A 23,226-nucleotide genomic window follows, 5' to 3' on the forward strand; every position below is an offset into this window, starting at 1 on the left:
CGCTAGACGTCGCCGTAGGCCGCCTCGGCCGGGCGCGTGGTGCGGCCATAGCCGATGATCATGCAGAGCGCGCCGATGATCGAGAGGTTCTTGAGCGCGTCGACCAGCATCTTGGCGTTGTCGGGCGCCGCCATGTTCCAGAAATCGTAGAACAGGACGGTCGCGACGGCGACGTAGACGATCAGCAGCATCGCGAAGAAACGCGCGCCGAAGTTCAGCGCGATCATCAGCCCTGCAATGATCTCGAGCCCGCCGATCGCGATCGCCAAGAGTTGCGGCGTGGTCATGGCGGTCGCCGTCTCGACCTGCTGGGCATAAGGCGCGACGACATCGGGCACCACGAGCTTGGTTGCGATGACGTCGGCGGTGGCCTGCATGGCAAAGAGCTTGGTCGCGCCCGTGTAGATGAACAGCACGGCGAACAGGATTCGCCCGAAAGTCACGAACGCTGGCATGATCGGCCTCTTGGCAAGCTCAAAGCGCGGAACGCTTGAAGGGGATTATGGAGAGTCGTGCGCCGGTTTACAAACGGGGAAATGGCGAACTGATAGGAATTCAAAGTTGGCGCTCCCTAGCGGAATCGAACCAGCTGGGATGAGCTGAGTACTACTCTCTCGGCGTCATGGCCGGGCTTGACCCGGCCATCCACGAGCTGTCCCACCGCACAAAGAACGTGGATGCCCGGGACAAGCCCGGGCATGACGACTTCGTGGGACGTTGAGGCCTTACGTAAACAACGTCGGCTGCTGCCGCGAGGCGCGTTCCTGCGCTTCCACCACGGCGACAGCGGTCATGTTGAGGATCCCGCGTGCCGTCACCGAGGGGGTGAGGATGTGCGCCGGGCGCGCCGGGCCGACCAGGATCGGGCCGACGGGCAGCGCGTCCGCCAGCGACTTGATCATCTGATAGGCGACGTTGGCGGTGTCCAGGGTCGGCATGATCAGGATGTTGGCCTCGCCCTCCAGCTTGGAATGCGGCAGCACCATCCTTCGCGCAGCGGCGGAGAGAGCGGTGTCGCCCTGCATTTCGCCGTCGGCCTCGATCTCCGGATGCTTGTCCTTCAGAAGCTGGGTCGCCAGCCGCATCTTGCGCGAGGAATCGGTGTCGTAGCTGCCGAAATCCGAATGCGAGACGAAGGCGATCTTCGGCTTGATGTTGAAGCGCTGAACGTGGACCGCGGCGAGCGATGCGATCTCGGCAAGCTCCTCCGCGCTCGGATTGGGGCGAACTTGCGTGTCGGCGATGAAGAAGGCGCCCTTGCTGGTGATCAATAGCGCCAGCGCCGCATAGTCGCTGATTCCAGGCGAGAAGCCGACGATCTCGCGGACATGGCGCAGATGGCTCATGTAGCGGCCCTCAACGCCGCAGAGCATGGCGTCCGCTTCCCCGCGCGTGACCGCGAGCGCGGCGATCACCGTATTGTTGGTGCGCACCACGGTGCGGGCCGCATCCGGCGTCACGCCGCGGCGACCAGCGACCTCGACATAGGACTGCACGTAGGAGCGGTAGCGCGGATCGTCCTCGGGATTGACGAGGTCGAAATCCTTGCCGGCGCGGATCGAGAGGCCGAAGCGCTTGATGCGCGCCTCCACGACCGACGGACGGCCGACCAGGATCGGCCGAGCCAGCTTTTCCTCCAGCACGACTTGCGTGGCGCGCAGCACGCGCTCGTCCTCGCCTTCGGCATAGATCACGCGCACCGGCTGGGTCTTGGCTTTGGCGAACATCGGCTTCATGACGAGGCCGGAGCGGAAGGCGAAGCGCTCGAGCAGCGCGGTGTATTCGTCGAAATTGGTGATGGGGCGCGTTGCGACGCCCGATTCCATCGCCGCCTTCGCCACGGCCGGCGCGATGCGCAAGATCAACCTGGGATCAAAGGGGCTCGGGATCAGCGAGCCCGGACCGAAGCCCTGCGTCTCGCCGGTGTCGAAACCCTGCGCAACGGCATCCGACGGCGCCTCGCGCGCGAGCTGCGCGATGGCCTCGACGGCGGCCTGCTTCATCTCCTCGTTGATCGCGGTGGCGCCGACGTCGAGCGCCCCACGGAAGATGAAGGGAAAGCAGAGGACGTTGTTGACCTGGTTCGGGTAGTCGGAACGGCCGGTGCAGATCATGGCGTCGGGGCGCGCCTTGCGCGCCTCTTCCGGCATGATTTCCGGCACCGGATTGGCGAGCGCCATGATCAAAGGCTTGTCGGCCATCGCCTTGGCCATCTCCGGCTTGAGCACGCCCGGCGCCGAGAGTCCGATGAAGATGTCGGCGCCGCCGATGACGTCGGCGAGCGTGCGCTTGTCGGTCTTCTGCGCATAGACCGCCTTCCAGCGGTCCATCGAGGTGTTGCGGCCCTCGTGCACGAGGCCGTCGATGTCGCAGACCCAGATGTTCTTGCGCTGCGCGCCCATCGAGACCAGGAGATTGAGTGTCGCAATCGCCGCGGCCCCTGCCCCCGACGCGACGATCTTGACCTCGGACAGCTTCTTGCCGTTCAGCCTCAGACCATTGGTGATGGCGGCGGCGACGATGATCGCAGTGCCGTGCTGGTCGTCGTGGAAGACCGGAATCTTCATGCGCTCCTTCAAGCGCGCTTCGATCTCGAAGCATTCCGGCCCGCGGATGTCCTCCAGATTGATGCCGCCGAAGGTCGGCTCCAGCGCGGCCACGGTCTCGACCACACGGTCGATGGTGTCGGCGGCGATCTCGATGTCGAATACGTCGATGCCGGCGAATTTTTTGAACAGGACCGCCTTGCCTTCCATCACCGGCTTGGAGGCCAGCGGACCGATATTGCCGAGGCCGAGCACCGCGGTGCCGTTGGAGACCACGGCAACCAGGTTGGCGCGCGTGGTGAGCGTGGCCGCCTCGGCCGGGTTCTTGGCGATCTCGGTGCACGCCGCGGCGACGCCCGGCGAGTAGGCCAGCGCGAGGTCGCGCTGGTTGGCAAGCGGCTTGCTTGCCTGGATCTCAAGCTTTCCAGGGCGCGGCAGACGGTGGTAGGCGAGCGCCGCCTGGTGGAGATCATCAGAATAGGACGACATGCGGTGTCTCGCCTCGCGTTACCGGCCTCAAAAATGCACGATTCGACGGCCCAAGCGGACCGTATTTCCGGGTCATGGAAACGGGATGAAGCACGGCCGAAGGCCCGGTGGCAACATCCGATTGCATCCCCGTCAACAGGGCGCGCCGTCAAATATTTGAAACCATAGCTTTCTCTGGACCGCGCGGCGTTTCGCGAATATGGCAGGTTGCGTGGTGCGAAACGAGCAACTGGAGCTGGGAATGAAGCGAATCCTGATCGGCCTGATCGTGGCTGCCGTGCTCGCCACGGGCGGATGGTTCGGCTTCAACCTCTATGTCCAGCATCGGGCGACCAGCGAGGTCGAGGCGGCGTTCGAGCGTCTCCGCGCAGACGGCGGCAAGGCGAGCCATGGCAAGATCACGTTCGAGCTCGCGACCCGGACGCTGACGATCGAGGACATTGCAATCATACCAGCCGGCCAGCCGCAAGCGCAGGTCAAGATCGCCGGCATCAAGGGCACCGGCGTTCGCCTGATCGACGATGCCAGCTTCTCGGCCGACAGTATCGACATCGGCGGCTTCGAAGTCGCCCTGGACCAGGTCGCCGCCGCGAAGCTGAAGGCATCCTACAAGATCCCGCAGCTCACTCTGCGGGACTATGCCGGCCCCCTTCGCGGCGGCAATCCACCTGCGGGCGGTACCTTGTTCGACATTTATCGTTATGTGCTCGAACAATACGCGAGCATCACGGCATCATCAGTCGCGGCTCCGACGCTGACGATGACCTTCGACGCGAGCGGCAGCGCCGCTGGAAGCGGCGAAATCACCTATTCCGGGCTGGCGATCCAGAATCTCAAGCGCGGCAAGCTGGAGGCGATGAAGGTCGATCGCGCCGTCTTCACCATCGACGTGCCGCAGCCGGGTAAACCGGACAAGCTGACCGGCGACCTCTCCAACATCGTCGTCAACGATTTCGACACGACCGCAATTGCTGCGGCGCTCGCCCCGCTGAAGGCCGGCGACGACAGCTATCACCGCATCTACCGGCAGATCTCGGCGGGCCGCTACGTGCTCAAATCCAGTCAGGGCATGCGGATGGAGATCGACGGGATCAGTTTCGAGGACATCGCGGTGCAGCCCTCCAAATTCCGGCCGGCCGAGATCGTGGCGCTCTTGCCGACCGACCGGTCGGTGGTCGCGACCGCCGCGCAATCGCGCGAGATGATGGAGAAGCTCGCCGAATACTATGAGGGTCTTCGCATTGGTCGGATCGAGATCGGCAAGGCGTCGATGGGCCTTCCGCAAGGAACGGCCAGCATCAAGGCGGTCAGGTACCAGGACGGCGAATTTGCGATCGAAGGCGTCGACGCGCCGTCTCCGAAAGGGCCGTTCAAGATGGAGCGCTTCGCGCTGAAATCGTTCAGCGCGGCAAACCTGATGCGATGGGCCGCCGGCATGAGCAGGCACGGCCAGCCGCCCCCGCCCGAAGAGATGCTGGGCCTGTTCCGCGTGCTCGAAGGCGCCGAGATCAGGGGCGTGGTGGCGCCCCACAACACCGCGCGGCAGCCCATCACCGTCGACACGATCCGCCTGAACTGGGGCCAGCTGGTGGGATCGATCCCCAGCAAGGCAAATCTCGTCGTGAAGATGGTCACACCGACCGATCCCGCCAATCCGGCGCTGCAGCCGCTGATCGTGGCAGGCGTGGACAAGCTCGCGATCGACCTCGATCTCGGTGCGGCCTGGACGGAATCGTCGGGCGCATTCGCGCTCGCCCCCGCCACGCTCGATCTCGGCAATCTCGCCAGGGCGCAGCTGAGCGTGGCCCTCGCCAAGGTGCCACGCGACCTCTTCACCACGATGGACCCGTCCGAGGCGATGGGTCAGTTGGCACAGGTCGAGACCGGCGCAATCGAGCTGTCCTTGCGCGATCGCGGCGTGGTCGATCTGATCGTGGCCCAATTCGCTCGCATGCAGAATGTCAGCCGCGATGCCGCGCGGAGCGCCATCGTCGCGATGATCCGGGCCCAGGGCGAGAAGGTCGCGGCCTCCAATCTCGACGCCAAGGTCGCGGTCGATGCACTCGCCGGCTTCGTCGAGACCTCGGGGCAAACGCTGAGCATCAGGCTGACACCGCTCGGCAATCTGCCGGTACTTCAGCTGATGGATGTCCTCGACCAGGAACCGATCATCGCGCTGGCGCAGTTCAGGATCGAGGCTTCGACGGGGCTGTAGTCGTCGTTGCTGCGAATGAGCTGGCGGCTGGCCTGGCGAGAATCCACCCTGTCATTGCGAGCGCAGCGAAGCAATCCAGAGTCCCTCCGCGGAAAGATTCTGGATTGCTTCGCTACGCTCGCAATGACGCTGCAAGGGCAGCGTCACTTCTGCGGCAGGTTCACCCGCACATGCAGCTCGCGTAGCTGCTTCGTGGTGGCTTCCGACGGGGCGCCCATCAGGAGGTCCATGGCCTGCTGGTTCATCGGGAACAGCGAGATCTCGCGCAAATTCGTGGTGCCGCAGAGCAGCATCACGATGCGGTCGACGCCCGCGGCCATGCCGCCATGTGGCGGGGCGCCGTACTGGAAGGCGCGGTACATGCCGCCGAAACGCTCGACCACTTCCTGCTCGCCATAGCCTGCGATCTCGAACGCCTTCACCATGGCTTCCGGCACATGGTTGCGGATGCCGCCCGAGGCGATCTCGTAGCCGTTGCAGGTGATGTCGTACTGGAACGCCTTGATCGTCAGCGGATCCTGCGACTTCAGCGCATCGAGCCCGCCTTGCGGCATCGAGAACGGGTTGTGCGAGAAGTCGACCTTCTTGTCGTCCTCGTTATACTCGTACATCGGGAAGTCGACGATCCAGGCGAGCTCGAAGCGTTCCTTGTCGGTGAGGTTCAGTTCCTCGCCAACCTTGTTGCGGGCAAGGCCTGAGAACTTCCAGAACTTATCGGGGTCGCCGGCGACGAAGAAGGCGGCATCGCCTTCCTTGACGCCGAGCTGTGCGCGGATCGCGGCGGTGCGCTCAGGCCCGATGTTGTTGGCGAGAGGACCTGCGCCCTCGCCGCCTTCGCGCCACATGATGTAGCCGAGGCCGGGCTGCCCCTCGCCTTGCGCCCACGAGTTCATGCGGTCGCAGAAGGCGCGGCTGCCGCCGCCAGGCGCCGGGATCGCCCAGACCTGGTTCTTGGGATCTTCGAGCATGCGCGCGAACACCTTGAAGCCGGAGCCGCGGAAATGCTCGGAGACGTCCTGCATCTCGATGGGATTACGCAAATCAGGCTTGTCGCTGCCGTATTTGCGCAACGCTTCGGCGAACGGAATCCGGCGCCAGCCCTTAGTGACCGGCTTGCCTTTCGCGAACTCCTCGAACACGCCGGTGATGACGGGCTCCATCGCCGCGAACACGTCTTCCTGAGTCACAAAACTCATCTCGACGTCGAGCTGGTAGAACTCGCCGGGCAGACGGTCGGCGCGCGGGTCCTCGTCGCGGAAGCAGGGCGCGATCTGGAAGTAGCGGTCGAAGCCCGACATCATCAAGAGCTGCTTGTACTGCTGCGGCGCCTGCGGCAGCGCGTAGAACTTGCCGGGATGGATGCGCGACGGAACGAGGAAGTCGCGGGCGCCTTCCGGCGAGGATGCGGTCAGGATCGGGGTGTTGAACTCGAAGAAGCCCTGCCCCTCCATGCGCCGGCGCATCGACTTGATGATCTCGACGCGGGTCATGATGTTCTGGTGCAGCTTCTCGCGGCGCAGGTCGAGGAAGCGGTACTTGAGACGGATGTCTTCGGGATATTCCTGGTCGCCGAACACCGGCAGCGGCAGGTCACCGGCCGGTCCCAGCACCTCGATCTCGCTGATGTAGACCTCGACCTTGCCGGTCGGCAGATCGTCATTGTCGGTGCCCTCGGGGCGGCGGCGGACCTTGCCGTCCATCTTGACCACGAATTCCGAGCGCAGCTTTTCGGCCAGCGAGAACGCCGCCGAATCCGGATCGACCACGCATTGGGTCAGGCCGTAATGGTCGCGCAGGTCGATGAACAGCACGCCGCCATGGTCGCGGACGCGATGGACCCAGCCGGAGAGGCGGATGGTCTCGCCGATGTTGCTCTCGCGGAGCGCGCCGCATGTATGTGACCGGTAGCGATGCATGGTCGTCCCAAAATCGATGTCGAAGGAGGCGAATCGAACGGCCTGAAACGACCGGTCCGAAGTTGCGGCAGGGTTTACCCGACGAGGACCAAGGCGGCAACCAAGGGAACGCCCTGTTTTGGACCCGAAGGGCCCATTTTTGGCTTATCACAGACCGAGCCTTTGCCATCAGGCGTTCCAGCCCTATCTTGAGCCCATGACGGTCCATTTCCCCTTCCAGAACTCCTATTCGGCGCTGCCGGACAGCTTCTTCGCCCGCGTCGCGCCGACCCCGGTGGCCGCCCCCAGGCTGATCAAGCTGAACCGGCCGCTCGCGGTCCAGCTCGGGCTTGACCCTGATGTGCTGGAGACCCCTGATGGGGCCGAGATCCTGGCCGGCAAGACGGTTCCCGCCGGAGCGGATCCGATCGCCATGGCCTATGCCGGGCACCAGTTCGGGCATTTCGTGCCGCAGCTCGGCGATGGCCGCGCCATCCTGCTCGGCGAGGTCATCGACAAAGACGGCGTCCGCCGCGACATCCAGCTCAAGGGAAGCGGCCCGACCCCGTTCTCCCGCGGCGGCGACGGCCGCGCGGCGCTCGGCCCGGTCTTGCGCGAATACATTGTCAGCGAGGCCATGCATGCGCTGGGCATTCCCACCACACGCTCGCTCGCCGCGGTCGTCACCGGCGAGCACGTCATCCGCGAGACCGCGCTGCCCGGCGCGGTGCTGACCCGCGTCGCCTCCAGCCATATCCGCGTCGGCACCTTCCAGTTCTTCGCCGTCCGCCGCGACACCGAGGCGATCCGCGCCCTCGCCGATCACGTCATCACGCGCCATTATCCGGACCTGCTCCACGCCGAGCGGCCGTATCACGCCCTGCTCGCCGCTGTGGTCGCGCGCCAGGCCGAGCTGATCGCGCGCTGGCTGCTGGTTGGCTTCATTCACGGCGTGATGAACACCGACAACTCATCGATCTCGGGCGAGACCATCGATTATGGCCCGTGCGCCTTCATGGATTCCTACAATCCTGCCCAGGTGTTCTCCTCGATCGACGAGATGGGCCGCTACGCCTATGCCAACCAGCCGCGCATCGGCTTGTGGAATCTGACGCGCCTCGCCGAATGCCTGCTGCCGCTGTTCTCGGACGAGCAGGAGAAGGCGGTGGCCGAGGCGCAGGACATTCTCGGCGCGTTCTCCGATCAGTTCAGCGCCGCCTATCAAGCAGGCCTGCGACGCAAGGTCGGCCTGTTCGCGGAGCGAGACGGCGACGAGGCGCTGATCCAGGACCTGCTCGATGCCATGGCCAAGAACCAGGCCGACTTCACCCTCACCTTCCGCAAGCTCGGCGAGGCGGCCGGCGATGAGGCTGCGGACGTGCGTGCCCAGTTCATGGAGCCCGCAGCCTTCGACGAATGGGCTGGCCGCTGGCGCGCGCGCATCGCGCTGGAGCCGCAAGGCGCAGCCGAGCGGCAGGCGGCCATGCACGCGGTCAATCCGATGTTCATCCCGCGCAACCACCGCGTCGAGGCCGTGATCCAGGCCGCGGTGAACGATGACGACTACGCGCCGTTCGAGGAATTGGTGAAGGTGCTGGCGAAGCCGTTCGAGGATCAGCCGGAGTATGCGGCCTACGCCGATCCGCCGCTGCCGGACCAGCGGGTGTTGCAGACGTTCTGCGGGACGTAGCCGCAAACTCAGTGCGTAGGGTGGATTAGCCGCAGGCGTAATCCACCATTTCTGTCAACACGCAGTTAGAAAGAGGTGGATTGCGCTTCGCTAATCCACCCGACGAGCTGTCGCACCAATCACGCCCGTTCTCCGAAGTCGCCGACTGCCTTCACGTCACCGCCCCAATCCTCGGGAAACAATCCCGCGCGGACGTCACGGTGAAACGACGAGTATGGCCACTCGCAGACCCGCGACACATGCCCGTGCTTGACGGGATTATAATAACAATACTCGACGTGGCGGGCATAGTCGGCCTCGTCGCGGATCAGATGCTCCCAGAACCGCCGCTGCCAGATGCCGCGTTCATTCCGAGCGAAACGAACAGCGCTCAGCCGCTCCGTCGCCGGAAGTGCTTTGGCAAAACGGGTCTTGATCAACCGCCAGCGCACCGAAAAATCGGCGTCACCGGACGGCAGTTTCCAGATTGCGTGCATATGATCCGGCAGGACCACGAACGCATCGATCTCGAACGGATGGCTCCGGCGCGTTGCTGCGACCGCGTCCCGCAGGATTTCGATCCGGTCGGTCAAAAGACCCTTCCGTCGATCGAGCAAGTTTACGGTGAAGAACCAGCATCCTCCGGGGACGAATGCGCGGCGATAGTCGGACATGAGCCATCAATAGCACAACTGGAAGTTGGCTCACAGGAGGTGGATTACGCTTCGCTAATCCACCCTACGACATCGGCGCTTGTGGACGCCGGAACCGCTGTCATCAAACTGAAACACACGCGCTCTAACCGCCTGTCAGGGTCGTCTTGCCGGAGACGTCCATCCTCCAACCGTCCCGACAGCGCGCCATGCCTTTCAAATTCATCCACCTCACCGACACGCATCTGGCGAATCCCGGCGCGACGCTCTACGGGCTCGATCCGCGCGACCGGCTGGACGCCGCGATCGCCGACATCAACAAGCACCAGTCCGACGCTGCCTTTGCGGTCGTGACCGGCGACCTCACCCATTGGGGCGAGGCTCAATCCTACGCCAACTTCGCCGAAGCGATGGCGGCGCTGAAAATTCCCTACATCGCGATGGTCGGCAATCACGACAAGCGCGTCACCTGCCTCGACGCGCTGAAGGCGGCGCCGCGCGATGCAAACGGCTTCGTGCAGGGCACGCGCACCACCGAGCATGGCCTGTTCGTCTTCCTCGACACGCTGGACGAGACCAGCCATGCCGGCGAGATGTGCGAAAGGCGTCTCGGCTGGCTGGCGAGCACGCTCGCTGCCGCGCCCGACGACCAGGAATTCGTCGTGTTCATGCACCATCCGCCGTTCCCGGTCGGCGTCCACGCCATGGACGAGATCGCGCTGAAGCAGAGCGCCGAATTCGCGGAAGTCATCGCGCCCTATCGCGCGCGGATCCGCCACCTGTTCTTCGGCCATGTGCACCGGCCGATCTTCGGCAGCTACGGCAAGATCCCGTTCTCGACGCTGCGCGGCACCAACCACCAGGTCTGGTTCGAGCTCGACGTCGCGGCCAACGAGCATCTCGCCAGCCACGAGCCGCCGGCCTATGGCGTCGTGCTGATCGACGATGAGAACATCGTCGTGCACAGCCATGACTTCCTCGACCAGAGCCTGCGCTTCCCCTTCGAGCCGCCAGCAGGAGTGGACGGCCGCGACTACGCGCTCAATTTCCGGGCGCGATGAGATGAGCCTCGCTGAGCCCGCGGCTCTCCCGGTCGCGACGTCGGCGGCACCGCGTCTGCACCTTCTGAAGCGCTTCACGAGCCGCTTCAAGGCCTCGCTGCCGGCCTATCTGCTGCTCCTGCCCTCGCTGGTCTTCCTCGCGCTGTTCACCTATGGCGCGATGGGGCGCGTGCTGATCGATGCGCTCTATCAGCGCGCCACACCGAAGGCGCCGGTCCGCTTCGTCGGCCTTGAGAACATCAGCGCGGTGCTCGCCGACCCCGCCTTCGCCGGCGCCGTCGTCAACAATTTGATCTACGCCTTCGGCACGGCGGTGCCGAGCATCGCGCTTGCCCTGTTGTTCGCGCTGGCGCTGTCGCGCACCCATGCGGTGACCAGCGCGCTGCGCGCCGCGCTGTTCCTGCCGGTGCTGATCCCGATGGTCGCGGCCTCGGCGCTGTTCCTGTTCATCTTCCTGCCCAATGTCGGCCTGCTCGACTATTACATCGGCCGGCTGCTGCCGGTGCTGCCGAACTGGCTCGGCGACGGTGACATCGCGCTCTACGCGATCATGGTCATCACAGTCTGGAAGAACGCCGGCTATTACATGCTGTTCTTCCTCGCCGGCCTGCAGGCCGTGCCCGAGGATGTGATGGAGGCCGCGCATCTCGACGGCGCCGGGCCGTATCGGCGACTGCGCCACATCATCCTGCCGGAGCTCAAGCCGACCTTCCTGTTCGTCACCGTCATCGCCACGCTGAATGCGGTGACGCAGGTCGACCACGTCTTCGTCATGACCCAGGGCGGACCATCCAACGCGACCAACCTCGTGCTGTTCTACATCTACCAGCAAGCGGTCGAGCATTACGACATCGGCAAGGCCTCGGCCGCGACGCTGCTGACGCTGGCCGTGCTGATGGCCCTCACCGCGCTGTCCTTCCGCACCCTGGCGAACCGCGAGGGCGGGCCATGAAGCTGATCGATACGCTGTGGAAGGACGCCCCGCTCGCCACCCGCGGCGAGATCACGCCCAAGCTCGGCTTCGCCCTGACCGTGCTGCTCGCGATGGTCTGGCTGATCCCCTTCCTGTGGATGGTCGTCGCGACGCTGCGCCCGGCCTCCGACGGCATCAACGCCATGGCCGAGCTGATGCCGAGCCTCAAGCCCACGCTCGACAATGTCAGGGATGCCTGGGAGATCGGCGATTTCCCGCGCTACACGCTCAACACCACGATCATCTGCACCGGCATCCTCCTGGTGCAGTTCGTCACGATCACGCTGGCCGGCTTTGCCTTCGCGCGCCTGGATTTCGCCGGCAAGACGCCGATCTTCTACCTGTTCCTGATGCAGCTGATGCTGGTGCCGGTGCTGCTGATCGTGCCGAACCTGTCGCTGGTGGCGCAGCTCGGTCTCTACGACACGCTCACCGGGGTGATGATGCCGTTCTTCGCCTCGGCCTTCGGCACCTTCCTGATGCGGCAGGCGTTCGAAGCCATTCCGACCGAGCTGGAAGATGCCGCCCTGATCGACGGCGCCGGTCTGTTCCAGCGCATCCGCCACATCTACGTGCCGCTGTCGATGCCGAGCTTCTCGGCCTTCGCCATCATCTCCGTGACCAGCCACTGGAACGACTTCCTGTGGCCGCTGATGGTGATCAATTCGCCGGACAAGCGCCCGCTCACGATCGGCCTCTCCGTCTTCACCAAGACCGCCGAAGGCACGCAGGCCTGGGGCACGATCGCCGCGGGTACGCTCATGGTGATCGCGCCGCTGCTCGTCGCCTTCCTGATCTTCCAGAAACGCTTCATCAGCTCTTTCGTCACCTCAGGCATCAAATAGGAGATTTTCCGATGCTGTTCTCCCGCAGGCTCATGCTCGGCCTTGCCATGGTAGGCACCATGGCAGGCGCCCTCGCCGTTCCGGCCAAGGCCGAAGGTCCGACCGAGGTCGACCTGTTCTTCCCCGTCCCCGTCGACGGCAAGCTCGCCCGCGACATGGGTACCCTGATCAAGGAGTTCAACGAGACTCATCCGGCGATCAAGGCGACGGCCGTCTACACCGGCTCCTATGACGACACGCTGATCAAGACCCGCGCCGCGATCAAGGCCGGCAAGCCGCCGGCCGCCGTGATCATGTCGGCGAACTTCCTGCTGGACATGCAGATCGAGAACGAGCTCACCAATCTCGATGCGCTGATCAAGGCCGACGGCACCACCAAGGAGCAGTTCCTCGGCCAGTTCTTCCCGGCGCTGCACGGCAATGCCGTGATCAACCGCTCGGTCTACGGCGTGCCGTTCCACAATTCGACGCCGCTGCTCTACATCAACGCCGACAAGGCCAAGGAAGCCGGCCTTGATCCGAGCAAGCCGCCGCAGACCTGGGCCGAGCTCACCGACTGGGCCAAGAAGCTGACCAAGCGCGAGGGCGACAAGGTGACCCAATGGGGCATCGCGATCCCCTGCGCCTACGATTATTGCGGCTGGATGATGGAAACGCTCACCATGAGCAATGGCGGGCGCTACTACAACGAGGAGTTCGGCGGCGAGGTCTATTACGACACGCCCTCGATGCTGGGTGCACTGACCTGGTGGAACGACCTGATCCACAAGCACAAGGTCCACACGCCCGGCGCCACGCCTGGCCCCGCCGTCAGCACCTCCTTCATCTCGGGCAATGCCGCGATGATGATGCTGTCGACGGGCTCGCTCACCTATGTGCGCGACAATGCCAAGTTCAACTACAAGGTCGCCTTCATTCCGCGCAACGTCCGCAACGCGGTGCCGATCGGCGGCGCCTCCCTGATCATGCCGGCCGGGTTAGATGCCGACAAGCAGAAGGCCGCCTGGACGCTGATCAAGTGGATGACCTCGCCGGAGAAGAGCGGCTGGTGGAGCCGCGCCACCGGCTATTTCGCGCCGAACATGGCCACCTACAAGACGCCGGAGATGGTCGAATTCCTGGGCAAGAACCCGGACGCCAAGACCGCCGTCGAGCAGCTCGACGTCGCAAAGCCGTGGTTTGCGACCTACAAGACCGTCCCGGTCCGCAAGAACCTCGAGGACGAGGTGATGCTGGTCCTCAACGGCAAGAAGCAGCCGAAGGAAGCCCTCGCCGCCGCCCAGAAGGCCGCCGACGAGACGCTGAAGCCGTACAATGCGGAGACCTCGCTGAAGCTGCCGTAAAACCGGCAGTCCATCGCACGCACATCATTCGGCGCTCCGCCAAGCGGGGCGCCGAAATCGTTGGGGGCGCCCCATTAACCCCCCGTCCACCATCCGGGCCGGCCTGCCCACGGTAACCATCGCAATTAACAGACCCTCAACGCACCCCCGACAAATCTATCAATGTTTCTGGAGATTTCGCCGTGGATCTATTGGTTATCGAGTTCCTGGGGCTGGCGCTGGTCGCCATGTGTGTCCTTGTGGTGGCGCTGCCTTGCGCGCGAAAATCCTCGCAGCGGGTTCGCTACGAATAGGAATTTGGTCGGAAAGAGACGATTCCGGCCAGATGCAAGGCTCGAATTCGCTTAGAGCCCCTTGACATCACAGCACTTTCGGCAGAACGGCTGATGTACTTGTCATGGGCCGTTCATGGATTTGATTACCACCACCGCTGACCTCGCGGCTGCCTGCAGCCGGCTGGCCAAGCACCCCGTCATCACAGTCGATACCGAGTTCCTTCGCGAGACCACCTATTACCCGCTGCTGTGCGTGGTGCAGATGGCGAGCGCCGAGGAAGCCGTGGTCATCGACACCCTGGCCGAGGGGATCGATCTCAAGCCGTTCTTCGAGCTGATGGGCAACGAGGGCGTGCTCAAGGTGTTTCACGCCGCCCGCCAGGACATTGAGATCATCTGGCACCAGGCGGGCATCATCCCGCACCCGGTGTTCGACACCCAGGTGGCTGCGATGGTGCTCGGTTACGGCGACAGCATCGCCTATGACGCGCTGGTCGAGAAGGTCACCGGCCACCGCCCGGACAAGACCCACCGCTTCACCGACTGGTCGCGCCGGCCGCTGACCAAGGAGCAGATGCATTACGCGGTCTCCGACGTCACCCATCTGCGCGACGTGTTCGCCGCGCTCGACGCCGACCTGAAGAAGCGCCGCCGCAGCGAATGGGTCTCCATCGAGATGGAGGTCCTGACCTCGCCCCGCACCTATGATTTCCATCCCGAGCGCGCCTGGGAGCGCCTGAAGACGCGGGTCCGCAAGCCCAAGGACCTCGCGGTGCTGATGGAGGTCGCGGCCTGGCGCGAACAGGAGGCGCAGAGCCGCGACGTGCCGCGCGGCCGCGTGCTGCGCGACGAAGCCGTCACCGACATCGCGACCCACGCGCCGACCACGCTGGAGAAGCTCGCCCACCTTCGCTCGGTGCCGAAGGGGTTTGAGAAATCCAAATGGGGCGCCGACATCATCGCCGCGGTCGAGCGCGGGCTGGCGCGAGACTTCTCGAAGCTGCCCAAGCTGGAGAAACCGCGCAACAATTCCAACGGCGCCGCCATCGTCGAGCTGTTGAAGGTGCTGTTGCGGATGACCGCCGAGCGCCACGCGGTCGCAAGCAAGGTGATCGCGACCGTCGACGATCTCGAAGAGATCGCCGCGGACGATGAGGCCGACGTGCCCGCCTTGCGCGGTTGGCGCCGCGAGCTGTTCGGCGACGCCGCGCTGAAGCTCAAGCGCGGCGAGCTCGCGCTCGCGATCGAGAAAGGCCGTGTGATCGGGGTGCAGCGGGCGTAGGGCTTCGTCGCTTCCGCAGCGTCATTGCAAGCCAACGGGTCCGCGCGGCGCGCGGCCCGATGACAGGCTCCGCGAAGCAATCCAGAGTCCTTTTCCGCGGAAACAGTCTGGATTGCTTCGTCGCCACCGCAAAATCGCTTCGCGATTTCGCGCGGGCTCCTCGCAATGACGAGGAGAGAGCGAGGCCCTTACGCCGGCGTCAGCTTCGCGACTTCGCTCTTCATGTCGTTCAGCACGCCGGAGATCGCGTCCACCAGCTCGTCGATCTGGGCCTTGGTCGTGATCAGCGGCGGGCAGATGGCGATGGCGTCGAGCATGTTGCGCGAGATCACGCCGCGCTCCTGGAGCATGCGGCTGGCGATGCCGCCGACGGCGCCCGGCGTAGTGGCTGCGGTCTTGCGCGCCTTGTCGAGCACGAGCTCGAGCGCTGCGATCATGCCGACGCCGCGAACCTCGCCGACCAGCGGGTGGCTGGCGAGTTCACGCAAGCGGCCCTGCATGTACGCACCGAGCTCGGCCGCATGTGCGACGAGGCCGCGCTCCTCGATGATCTTGAGGTTCTCCAGCGCAATCGCCGAGCCGACCGGATGGCCGCCCGCGGTGAAGCCGTGGCCGAGCACGCCGATCTTGTTGCTCTCGTCCGCGATCGGCTCGAACATGCGGTCGTTCAGGATGATCGCCGAGAGCGGGAAATAGCTCGATGTGATCTGCTTGGAGACGACGATCGCATCGGGCTTGATGCCGTAGGTCTCGCAGCCGAACATCTTGCCAGTGCGGCCGAAACCGCAGATCACCTCGTCGGCGACCAGGAGAATGTCGTACTTCTTCAGGACCTTCTGGATCTTGTCCCAATAGGTCGCCGGCGGCACCACGACACCGCCCGCCCCCATCACCGGCTCGCCGAAGAACGCCGCGATCGTATCCGGCCCTTCCTTCTGGATCAGGGCGTCGAGCTCCTCGGCCCGGCGCGTGGCGAAGGCTTCCTCGCTCTCGCCGGGGGCGCCGTCCTTGTAGAAGTGCGGCGAGCCCGTATGCAGGATGTTCGGCAGCGGCAGGTCGAACGAGCGGTGGTTGTTCGGCAGGCCCGTGAGGCTGGCGGATGCGATGGTGACGCCGTGATAGGCACGCAGGCGGCTGATCACCTTCTTGCGCTGCGGTTGGCCGAGCGCGTTGGAGCGATAGGCGATCAGCTTCAACACGGTGTCGTTCGCTTCCGAGCCGGAATTGGTGAAGAACACCTTGCTCATGGGCACCGGCGCGAGCGCGACCAGCTTCTCGGCGAGGTCGATCGAGGGACCGTGCGATTTGGCGGAGAACGTATGGTAGAACGGCAGCGCCTGCATCTGCTTGTGCGCCGCCTCGACCAGTCGCTTCTCGTTGAAGCCGAGCCCGACGCTCCACAGGCCCGCCATCGCTTCGAAATAGCGCTTGCCCGACGCGTCGAAGACGTAAGGCCCCTCGCCGCGCTCGATCACCAGTGGACCGGCCTGCTGATGCGTGCGCGCATTGGTGTAGGGATGGAGCTGATAGGCCACATCCCGGGCCTCTTGCGAATTGGGCAGCATGGACATTTGCGATGATCCCTAAAAGCGTCATGACGCCGGCGGGCCGGCGTCATCACTCGATGGCGAGTACTTGTCTCAAGTACTTGGCTATTGCCACGACGCAAAACTTGCAATGCCAATTCGTCGGCGGCAAGCGCTCAGCAGCGATGCACAAAGCCGCACATGACAGGACCGCGGATCGCAGAATCCGGCTGGGCAGCTCTCACGCCGCGCCGTCGTCGTCCGCTTCGTCGGTGGCGGAAACGGCTTCCCTCACCTCCATCAGCGCCATCGAGAGCAAGTAGACCGTCGTGGGCAGCCCAAGCCTGCGCGCCTTCTCGGCGGCATGCGACAGATCGCTCGCCAGCTCCTTGAGCTCGTCTCCCCGCGACAATTCTCAACCCCATCGACCGGCCGCGGCCGCCTACACCGCAACGGCGCCGCTGGTTCTGATCAGTTCGGCGCTGGACTGGATTGTAGCAAAATTCGCAATGACATCCACTACCGCATGCCGGTAGGCCGCAGCATCGTCCGTGCCCGGCTGCCGGCAAGCCACCGCGTCGGTGATCACATGGTAGCGATGACTGCGGTGAAATCCCTCGACGGCAGTGGCCAGGATGGTCTCGTCCAGGGAAAAGCCGATCAGGATGCAGCGTGTGGTGCGGATAGCGGACATGTGGCCGACAAACCGCGACGAGCTGTAGGCGGACGGCAGCGGGTGCTCGAACGTCATCTCGCCCGGTTGTGGCCTGGTCTCCGCGATCCAATCGGTCAGCCTGGATGACGGATTGAACCAGGCCGCCTGCGCGATGCGCTTCAGATGCATCACCGGCCATAGATTGCTGCGCCACAGCGTCAGGAGTTCCAGGCAGCGCGCCGTCGTCGCATCGCCGTCGCGGATAACGTGACGGCGGCCGGGGGTCAGGTACTCGACCTGAAGATCCGCACAGACCAGGATCGGCGGATCATCGTGCATCGAAACCAGCATCGAGTTGCGCGCAGCTGCACCTGTTTCAGCGGTCGGCGAGCGCGAGGTCCCGCAGCGGCGAGGTCACCGCCCGCCCGGCCGAGGCATCGAGCACGCCAGGACGGTCCCAATCGCCCTCGGGACGAATGATCACATAGGGATCGCTGTCCAGCGTGATGGCGTCCGGGCCCGGCTCGATCTCCAGCAGCATCTCCGTGTAGGAGAAATCCGAGAACGTGATCTTGCGGTTGTGACCGAGCGGCTTGGCGCCGAAATGGGCCCAGAAATCGACCAGCCGGTCCTGCGCCTGGCCGTAGATCTTGCGAAAGCCCTTGCGCTTCACATAATCGACACTGGCCTGCACCAGCTTGAAGGAGACGCGCGAGCGACGATATTGGTGACGCACCGCAAGCCGCTCCACCTTGGCGAAATCGCCGAAGAAGCGCACCCGCAGGCAGCCCGCAGGCTCGTTGCCGACGAAGCCGATGAAATGCGCCGCGACCATATCGTTGCCGTCGAACTCCTCCTCGAACGGACAATCCTGCTCGGCGAGGTAGACCGCCGAGCGGATGGCGGTCACCAGCATGAGATCGCTTGGGTCGCGCGCGAGGCGGATGGTGACGGCGCGGGAACAGGGCTTGGCGACTGGAATCCTAGTACCGTGCATCTGCAAAGCTCCTTGATTGGATGATCGCTCCCGGCATGCGCATCGGCTGTCGATGCCAGGGCCGCTCGTAGCACCAAAGGTCGGGTTGGAAGCTCGGGACGGGCGCAAAGCCTGTCGCCTTCATGATGTCGCGTCCGGCCACCGTTGACGGCTGCGCATAGCAATCCGCACCGCGAAATCTTATCTGCCGCAGATGAGCCGCGGCCTTGCCGAGACCGGCGATGCCGCGGCCCGTCGCCGCGATCGCCCAGATGTAGATGGCTGCAACCTCTTCGTTCGCCGATGCGAGGTAACGCATTTCGGGCGCGGTGAGGCAAATCTCGTCGAGCAACAGCGCATCATGTCCGCAGTCATTGAGAAACAGGAAGGCCATGCCGCCGACGAGCTTGCCTTTCCGACTGAACGTCAGGATGCTCTGCGGATCGAGCGTGAAGTATCTGGCAAGCCCCGCTGCGCCGATCTCCACGCCGGGCACCAGCCGGTGCGCCATCTCCGAAAGCGCTGCAATTTCGGAAAATTGCGCGCACCTGACGTCGACGTCCGGGCTCAGCGGCAAGGCATCGAAATCATGCCTTGCGGCAAACGAGCCCCTTTCCATCCTCATATCACGCCTCTATCGTTCGAGGCTTTCGTGCCCCGCTATGACGATCAGCTTAGCGGTTGGGGATCAGGAGTATGCAACAGTTATTGCACCGGGGTGCTGCGATGATGCAGCACCGTGAAGAAGTCCTGGATGCGTCCTGGGACGATTTGAAGCTGTTTTTAGCCTGCGCAAAATATAAGAGTTTTCGGAATGCCGCCGAAGAGCTCGGCCTCACCTCCACCACGCTGATGCGCCGCATCGACCGGCTCGAGGAGAGCATCGGCTGCAAGTTGTTCCTGCGCGACCAGAGCGGGCTCACGCTCAGCGATGAAGGCACCGCGATGATCGCCGACGTCACCCATATGGAGCGTCATGCCTTCAACGTCTTCCGCCGCGCCGCGCGATCCTCGAACGACACCTCGGGCACCGTGCGCGTCGCGGTGACGGAAGGCCCCGGCAATTTCTGGATCCTGCCGCGGCTGATCGACTTCCAGAAGACCTACCGCAAGATCACGGTCGATCTGCGCTGCGCGATGGAGCAGGCCGACGTCGCGCGGCTCGAATCCGATATCGCGATCCAGCTCGAGCCGCCGACCAATCCCGATCTGATCGTCGCTAAGCTCGGCCGCCTCCACATCTATCCCTTCGTCTCCAAGGAGTATGAAAGCCTCTACGGCGTGCCGGCAACGCTCGCCGAATTGAACAATCACCGCATCATCAAGCAGAGCGCGCCGCAGGTCGACGACGGCGCCTATGCCCGCGTGCTCGGGCTGAAGTCGCTCGAAGGCATCGTCGGGATCAAGACCAATTCGTCGGTGGGCGTGCTCTACGCGGTGGAGCGCGGCGCCGGCATCGGCTTCCTGCCGACGGTGTCGATCGCGCTCGGTGCGCCGCTCGTTGCGGTCGATCTCGGCGTCAGCCACCACGCCGATCTCTGGCTCACCTATCACAAGGAGTTCCGCAGCTCCGAGCGGCACAAGATCGTGGTCGACTGGCTGAAGAAGATCTTCGACGCCAGGACCTATCCCTGCTTCCGCGACGAGTTCATCCATCCGAACGCGCTGGTGCCGATGATGACGGCGGCGCGCGAAGGCTTTGGCCTGGCGGGATACGTGGCGACGGCGCCGACTTAACGCAGGCGAGCGTCAACTCACCATTTGTACTCGAAGCCGAGCGTGCCCTGGTGCGAGGTGAGCTCGTTGCGAAATTTGCCGTCGTAATTGACGTAGAGCCTCGCCACATTGGTCAGGCTGAGCGAAGCCGAGGCGCCGGCATCCGCGCCGTAACGGCTCTCGCCGATGCCGGGAACGATGATGTTCTGGGCGCCCAGGCTGACCTGGATGGTTCCGAGGTCCTGGTGGAAATTGTCGACGAACTTGCCGTAGGCCGAGAGGTCCAGGATCTTCTGGTCGATGATGAAGTAGCGGCCGACCTCGGCCCCGAGCATGATGCGCGCGCGCGAGAGCGCCGACGCGCCGACGTTGAGCGGATCGAGCCCGCCGGTCTCCTGGAACGCAGCGCTGGTGGCGCGCACATATTCCAGCGCGCCCTTGGGCACGATGCGCATCTCGTCCTTGGTCCAGTAATAGCTGATTTCGGTCAGCGCGCCGTCCACGGCGGCGCGATAGCCCGCGGTCGCAAGGCCAAGGCCGGTATCGCGGCTGGAATGGACCTTGCCGAAGCCGTGCACCACCGCAAAGGCCCAGGTCCACGGGCCCTTGTCGACCGAGCCGCTGAAGCCGAGCTGGGTGAGATCGAGGGTTGCGGATTGTAGCGCCAGCGGCACGTCGATGTCGGTGTGGCTGTGGTCGACGGAGAATCCGATGTTGACGCCGGGTGCGAGCCGCGCGCCGAAGCCGGCAACGCCGCCGAAGGTCTTGCGCTTGTCGCCGACGAAGTCGCCTTGCGCCTCGGTGCGGACCGACAGGCCGTAGCCCTCGAACCAGGTGCGGTAGCGCGGATCTTCCGCAGCCGCCGAGGCGCCGCCGCCGCCCGGATTGGTGCGGAACGCCCGGTTGACGCCGCCGGAGGCCTGATTGCCAAGCCGCTCCAGGAAGCCCGCGCTGAAATTGAGCATGCTGTTGCCGGCTGACTGACTTTGATTGGTCGAGGTCGGCGACGGAATCGGGGTCGGTGACGGCGTGGGTGTCGGCGTCGGGGTCGGCGTGGGCGTCGGCGTGCTTTGCGCGAAGGCGGGCGTTGCGGCCGCCATCGTCACGACCAGGGCAAACGCCATCGCAAGCGCAGCCGCGATCTGGCGGACGCGGTCCAGCCCGATCGTCTGCCGTGTCCCGGAGAGCTGCGCGGCGCAGCGCATGACGATGAATCCCGAAAGCGAAGTGGCGGCGCGCAAAAATGCAACACGGTCTGCGGCGCTTGCGGCGATTTGGGCCGAACTGCCACGAGGGGTCAACCGGTCGGCGCATGACGGCCGAGGCTATTGCACCGATTGTGGTTCTGCTGCCACAGGTCGCAAATTGCGCTTGAAGGCACCTGGCTTGCTCTTGAAATCCGCGCGCGGCTTGCTAGCCGGCGAATTTCATGTTGCAATAACGTTCACAATCGGAATTGGCCGTTTGCTGTGCGTTTCGCGACATTGCGCCTCAAGACTCGAACAGACTTCCGGAAGCCCGTTTGTGGCGTGGCACGCGAAAAGCGGCCGCGTCGTTTTTATATCTAGTGGAGGAGACGAGCGATGCCGCAAAAGGGCACCGTCAAATGGTTCAACCCGACCAAGGGCTATGGGTTCATCAAGCCGAACGGCAGCGACAAGGACGTGTTCGTCCACATCTCCGCCGTCGAGCGTGCCGGACTTTCCACCCTCAACGAGAACCAGGTGGTTGAATTCGACCTTGTGGAGAACCGCGGCAAGTCGTCCGCAGAGAACCTCAAGGTCTCCTGATGTCTCTCGCGGCCTTCGAGCGATCATGACGTTGCCCCCGGCTCTGCCGGGGGATTTTGTTTGTGGCGCCGAAACGGCGATTGCCCCGTCGACAATTTCCGGTTATATTACCGGAAATTGATCGAGAGAACCGTGGGAACCAAATCGCAGCGAAAGGCCACCCGTACCCACCGACGCCGTGCTGCGGCGCGCGGTTTGGTGCGCGTTGAAGTACAGGCCGCCAAGAACGATGCGAGCCTCATCCGCGCACTGGCGGAAACCCTGCGCGACAAGCCGGAGCGAGCAGCGGTACTCCGGTCGACGCTCGCCAACGCCCTTCTCAATCCCGAGGTCAAGACAGCCTTCGACGTCTTCGGATCCGAGCTACCCGATGAAGTCTTCGACGGTGTGTTCAATCGGCCGCGACGTGATGGATGGCGCGAGGTCGATTTGTGAGATTTCTCCTCGACACCAACGTCATTTCCGAGATCCGCAAGCGCGAGCGCGCTGACCCGAATGTCGTTCGCTGGGTCAATGAGACGCCGGCGGAACATATCGGAACCAGCGTGTTGGTGCTGGCCGAAATTCGCCGAGGCATCGAATTGAAAAGGCGAAGCGATCCGCGCCAGGCGAAGTCCCTCGACCGATGGTTTTCGCAAATGAGGACCAGGCTCGCTGACCGGGTTCTTCCCATCGATGAGACCGTTGCAGAGACCTGGGCTCTTCTTGGAATTCCTAATCCGCTGCCGCTTATTGACAGCCTACTCGCCGCCACAGCGAAGGTCCACGGCCTGACACTGGTGACGCGCAACATCGCCGATATTGAATCGACCGGGGTAGCTCTGCTCGATCCGTTTGCCACGCCATGAGAGATGATTCAGCGGTCGGAATATTTTTCTGTTGCCAATGACACCTAGTGGCGCGAACTGCGGGAGGCCGTGCTCGATCTTGCTGCGCCCGATCGACCCCGCTTTCGCTGCAAGAATCTTGAAGCCGGAAATCTCAGCCAGTGGGATGGCGAATGGTTCTATCACTGGACCAGCGGTGGATGGGATTGGGTGGGGTGGGCTGAGCCATGTACGGAGACTGAGCATCAACGTGAGCTCGTCCGCACAATCCTACGCCGCATCCGGTTTGCTGGCAGGGCTATCGCATTTGAAAGTTTTTCCCTGCGGCCATCCTTCGAGACGCCCGCTGGAGGCGGGCTCCTCAGAGCCTGACTCAAAAAGCGTAGACCTCTTCAAGGTCGGGCCAAGCGGCGAGTTAGAAGCCTCAGATGGGCGACGAGCAGCCAAGCAAGCTCGGTGGCGGCAGACCCCTCAAAGTCTTTGGAGAGAC

At 64.1% G+C, this 23,226-nt stretch carries 22 protein-coding genes and 1 pseudogene; 12 read left to right on the forward strand and 11 right to left on the reverse strand.

Annotated elements, in window-relative coordinates; genetic code table 11:
- Positions 1-2: 2 nt before the first annotated feature.
- Together P0R31_RS24360 and P0R31_RS24365 are read right to left on the reverse strand one after the other, a co-directional pair.
- Positions 3-455 carry a DoxX family membrane protein gene (locus P0R31_RS24360; RefSeq protein ID WP_275516762.1) on the reverse strand — a complete coding sequence of 151 codons (453 nt, stop codon included), beginning with the start codon at positions 453-455 and terminating at the stop codon, positions 3-5.
- Between the two features lie 270 nt (positions 456-725).
- Entirely contained in the window at positions 726-3,035 is a 2,310-nt protein-coding gene (locus P0R31_RS24365; RefSeq protein ID WP_225140286.1) for an NADP-dependent malic enzyme, read from the reverse strand.
- Positions 3,036-3,276: 241 nt separating this feature from the next.
- On the opposite strand from P0R31_RS24365, the gene P0R31_RS24370 reads away from it, so the two are divergent.
- Positions 3,277-5,250 carry a hypothetical protein gene (locus tag P0R31_RS24370; RefSeq protein WP_275516765.1) on the forward strand — a complete coding sequence of 658 codons (1,974 nt, stop codon included), beginning with the start codon at positions 3,277-3,279 and terminating at the stop codon, positions 5,248-5,250.
- Positions 5,251-5,393: 143 nt separating this feature from the next.
- Here the strand turns inward: P0R31_RS24370 and aspS are convergent, their stop codons facing one another.
- The gene (aspS, locus tag P0R31_RS24375) at positions 5,394-7,166 is read right to left on the reverse strand and encodes an aspartate--tRNA ligase (protein ID WP_275516766.1); all 1,773 of its coding nucleotides are present in this window, start codon (positions 7,164-7,166) and stop codon (positions 5,394-5,396) included.
- Between the two features lie 196 nt (positions 7,167-7,362).
- Here aspS and P0R31_RS24380 point away from each other — a divergent pair, with 196 nt between their 5' ends.
- Positions 7,363-8,835 carry a protein adenylyltransferase SelO gene (locus tag P0R31_RS24380; protein ID WP_275516767.1) on the forward strand — a complete coding sequence of 491 codons (1,473 nt, stop codon included), beginning with the start codon at positions 7,363-7,365 and terminating at the stop codon, positions 8,833-8,835.
- 119 nt (positions 8,836-8,954) lie between these two features.
- On the opposite strand, the gene P0R31_RS24385 is transcribed toward P0R31_RS24380, so the two are convergent.
- Positions 8,955-9,488 carry an REP-associated tyrosine transposase gene (locus P0R31_RS24385; RefSeq protein WP_275516768.1) on the reverse strand — a complete coding sequence of 178 codons (534 nt, stop codon included), beginning with the start codon at positions 9,486-9,488 and terminating at the stop codon, positions 8,955-8,957.
- A 188-nt stretch (positions 9,489-9,676) separates the two neighbouring features.
- Here P0R31_RS24385 and P0R31_RS24390 point away from each other — a divergent pair, with 188 nt between their 5' ends.
- From P0R31_RS24390 to rnd, 5 genes are all read left to right on the forward strand, one after another.
- Positions 9,677-10,528: a phosphodiesterase gene (locus P0R31_RS24390; protein ID WP_275516769.1), complete on the forward strand. Its 852-nt coding sequence runs from the start codon at positions 9,677-9,679 to the stop codon at positions 10,526-10,528.
- A gap of 1 nt (position 10,529) precedes the next feature.
- Positions 10,530-11,480 (forward strand): carbohydrate ABC transporter permease, encoded by a 951-nt coding sequence (locus P0R31_RS24395; protein ID WP_275516770.1) that lies wholly within the window; start codon positions 10,530-10,532, stop codon positions 11,478-11,480.
- Entirely contained in the window at positions 11,477-12,346 is an 870-nt protein-coding gene (locus P0R31_RS24400) for a carbohydrate ABC transporter permease (protein WP_225140280.1), read from the forward strand. Before P0R31_RS24395 ends, P0R31_RS24400 begins: the two co-directional genes overlap by 4 nt.
- A gap of 11 nt (positions 12,347-12,357) precedes the next feature.
- Positions 12,358-13,689, forward strand: a complete 1,332-nt coding sequence (locus P0R31_RS24405; RefSeq protein WP_275516772.1) for an ABC transporter substrate-binding protein — start codon at positions 12,358-12,360, stop codon at positions 13,687-13,689.
- 408 nt (positions 13,690-14,097) lie between these two features.
- Positions 14,098-15,246, forward strand: coding sequence for a ribonuclease D (rnd, locus tag P0R31_RS24410; RefSeq protein ID WP_036000537.1), 1,149 nt, complete (start codon positions 14,098-14,100; stop codon positions 15,244-15,246).
- Positions 15,247-15,434: 188 nt separating this feature from the next.
- Here the strand turns inward: rnd and P0R31_RS24415 are convergent, their stop codons facing one another.
- The 5 genes from P0R31_RS24415 to P0R31_RS24435 form a co-directional block, all read right to left on the reverse strand.
- Positions 15,435-16,817 carry an aspartate aminotransferase family protein gene (locus P0R31_RS24415; RefSeq protein ID WP_275516774.1) on the reverse strand — a complete coding sequence of 461 codons (1,383 nt, stop codon included), beginning with the start codon at positions 16,815-16,817 and terminating at the stop codon, positions 15,435-15,437.
- A 196-nt stretch (positions 16,818-17,013) separates the two neighbouring features.
- Positions 17,014-17,184 carry a hypothetical protein gene (locus tag P0R31_RS24420; protein WP_275516776.1) on the reverse strand — a complete coding sequence of 57 codons (171 nt, stop codon included), beginning with the start codon at positions 17,182-17,184 and terminating at the stop codon, positions 17,014-17,016.
- A 30-nt stretch (positions 17,185-17,214) separates the two neighbouring features.
- Positions 17,215-17,778 carry an isochorismatase family protein gene (locus P0R31_RS24425; protein WP_275516778.1) on the reverse strand — a complete coding sequence of 188 codons (564 nt, stop codon included), beginning with the start codon at positions 17,776-17,778 and terminating at the stop codon, positions 17,215-17,217.
- 25 nt (positions 17,779-17,803) lie between these two features.
- Positions 17,804-18,424, reverse strand: a complete 621-nt coding sequence (locus tag P0R31_RS24430) for a GNAT family N-acetyltransferase (RefSeq protein ID WP_275516779.1) — start codon at positions 18,422-18,424, stop codon at positions 17,804-17,806.
- A complete protein-coding gene (locus P0R31_RS24435) occupies positions 18,411-19,028 on the reverse strand; it encodes a hypothetical protein (RefSeq protein WP_275516780.1) in 618 nt (205 codons plus the stop codon). The genes P0R31_RS24430 and P0R31_RS24435 overlap by 14 nt, the downstream gene beginning before the upstream one ends.
- Positions 19,029-19,099: 71 nt before the next feature.
- Between P0R31_RS24435 and P0R31_RS24440 the strand changes: the two genes are divergently transcribed.
- Positions 19,100-20,140: a LysR family transcriptional regulator gene (locus P0R31_RS24440; RefSeq protein ID WP_275516781.1), complete on the forward strand. Its 1,041-nt coding sequence runs from the start codon at positions 19,100-19,102 to the stop codon at positions 20,138-20,140.
- A 17-nt stretch (positions 20,141-20,157) separates the two neighbouring features.
- Here P0R31_RS24440 and P0R31_RS24445 read toward each other — a convergent pair whose 3' ends face one another.
- Positions 20,158-21,324 (reverse strand): autotransporter outer membrane beta-barrel domain-containing protein, encoded by a 1,167-nt coding sequence (locus P0R31_RS24445; RefSeq protein WP_275516782.1) that lies wholly within the window; start codon positions 21,322-21,324, stop codon positions 20,158-20,160.
- Between the two features lie 378 nt (positions 21,325-21,702).
- Between P0R31_RS24445 and P0R31_RS24450 the strand changes: the two genes are divergently transcribed.
- The 4 genes from P0R31_RS24450 to P0R31_RS41105 all read left to right on the forward strand — a co-directional run bounded on the left by P0R31_RS24450 (position 21,703) and on the right by P0R31_RS41105 (position 23,108).
- The gene (locus P0R31_RS24450; RefSeq protein ID WP_027576280.1) at positions 21,703-21,909 is read left to right on the forward strand and encodes a cold-shock protein; all 207 of its coding nucleotides are present in this window, start codon (positions 21,703-21,705) and stop codon (positions 21,907-21,909) included.
- A gap of 132 nt (positions 21,910-22,041) precedes the next feature.
- Positions 22,042-22,344 carry a hypothetical protein gene (locus P0R31_RS24455; protein WP_275516783.1) on the forward strand — a complete coding sequence of 101 codons (303 nt, stop codon included), beginning with the start codon at positions 22,042-22,044 and terminating at the stop codon, positions 22,342-22,344.
- Positions 22,341-22,757 (forward strand): type II toxin-antitoxin system VapC family toxin, encoded by a 417-nt coding sequence (locus tag P0R31_RS24460; protein WP_275516784.1) that lies wholly within the window; start codon positions 22,341-22,343, stop codon positions 22,755-22,757. The genes P0R31_RS24455 and P0R31_RS24460 overlap by 4 nt, the downstream gene beginning before the upstream one ends.
- A 57-nt stretch (positions 22,758-22,814) precedes the next feature.
- The gene (locus tag P0R31_RS41105) at positions 22,815-23,108 is read left to right on the forward strand and encodes a hypothetical protein (protein ID WP_430516857.1); all 294 of its coding nucleotides are present in this window, start codon (positions 22,815-22,817) and stop codon (positions 23,106-23,108) included.
- Positions 23,109-23,128: 20 nt separating this feature from the next.
- Here the strand turns inward: P0R31_RS41105 and P0R31_RS24465 are convergent.
- Positions 23,129-23,226, reverse strand: a pseudogene (locus P0R31_RS24465) (IS5/IS1182 family transposase); the annotation flags it as partial.

The sequence above is a fragment of the Bradyrhizobium yuanmingense genome, from assembly GCF_029167105.1.
Taxonomy (GTDB): Bacteria; Pseudomonadota; Alphaproteobacteria; order Rhizobiales; family Xanthobacteraceae; genus Bradyrhizobium; species Bradyrhizobium yuanmingense_A.

Excerpts from the sequence above, each read along its gene's own strand:
- P0R31_RS24385 (WP_275516768.1), bottom strand. The coding sequence starts at position 9,488 with ATGTCCGACTATCGCCGCGCATTCGTCCCCGGAGGATGCTGGTTCTTC.
- P0R31_RS24445 (WP_275516782.1), bottom strand. The coding sequence starts at position 21,324 with ATGCGCTGCGCCGCGCAGCTCTCCGGGACACGGCAGACGATCGGGCTG.
- P0R31_RS24440 (WP_275516781.1), top strand. The coding sequence starts at position 19,100 with ATGCAACAGTTATTGCACCGGGGTGCTGCGATGATGCAGCACCGTGAA.
- P0R31_RS24400 (WP_225140280.1), top strand. The coding sequence starts at position 11,477 with ATGAAGCTGATCGATACGCTGTGGAAGGACGCCCCGCTCGCCACCCGC.
- P0R31_RS24380 (WP_275516767.1), top strand. The coding sequence starts at position 7,363 with ATGACGGTCCATTTCCCCTTCCAGAACTCCTATTCGGCGCTGCCGGAC.
- P0R31_RS24450 (WP_027576280.1), top strand. The coding sequence starts at position 21,703 with ATGCCGCAAAAGGGCACCGTCAAATGGTTCAACCCGACCAAGGGCTAT.
- P0R31_RS24360 (WP_275516762.1), bottom strand. The coding sequence starts at position 455 with ATGCCAGCGTTCGTGACTTTCGGGCGAATCCTGTTCGCCGTGCTGTTC.
- P0R31_RS24435 (WP_275516780.1), bottom strand. The coding sequence starts at position 19,028 with ATGAGGATGGAAAGGGGCTCGTTTGCCGCAAGGCATGATTTCGATGCC.
- P0R31_RS24395 (WP_275516770.1), top strand. The coding sequence starts at position 10,530 with ATGAGCCTCGCTGAGCCCGCGGCTCTCCCGGTCGCGACGTCGGCGGCA.
- P0R31_RS24430 (WP_275516779.1), bottom strand. The coding sequence starts at position 18,424 with ATGCACGGTACTAGGATTCCAGTCGCCAAGCCCTGTTCCCGCGCCGTC.
- rnd (WP_036000537.1), top strand. The coding sequence starts at position 14,098 with ATGGATTTGATTACCACCACCGCTGACCTCGCGGCTGCCTGCAGCCGG.
- P0R31_RS24425 (WP_275516778.1), bottom strand. The coding sequence starts at position 17,778 with ATGCTGGTTTCGATGCACGATGATCCGCCGATCCTGGTCTGTGCGGAT.
- P0R31_RS24405 (WP_275516772.1), top strand. The coding sequence starts at position 12,358 with ATGCTGTTCTCCCGCAGGCTCATGCTCGGCCTTGCCATGGTAGGCACC.
- P0R31_RS24370 (WP_275516765.1), top strand. The coding sequence starts at position 3,277 with ATGAAGCGAATCCTGATCGGCCTGATCGTGGCTGCCGTGCTCGCCACG.
- P0R31_RS24390 (WP_275516769.1), top strand. The coding sequence starts at position 9,677 with ATGCCTTTCAAATTCATCCACCTCACCGACACGCATCTGGCGAATCCC.
- P0R31_RS24365 (WP_225140286.1), bottom strand. The coding sequence starts at position 3,035 with ATGTCGTCCTATTCTGATGATCTCCACCAGGCGGCGCTCGCCTACCAC.
- P0R31_RS24415 (WP_275516774.1), bottom strand. The coding sequence starts at position 16,817 with ATGTCCATGCTGCCCAATTCGCAAGAGGCCCGGGATGTGGCCTATCAG.
- aspS (WP_275516766.1), bottom strand. The coding sequence starts at position 7,166 with ATGCATCGCTACCGGTCACATACATGCGGCGCGCTCCGCGAGAGCAAC.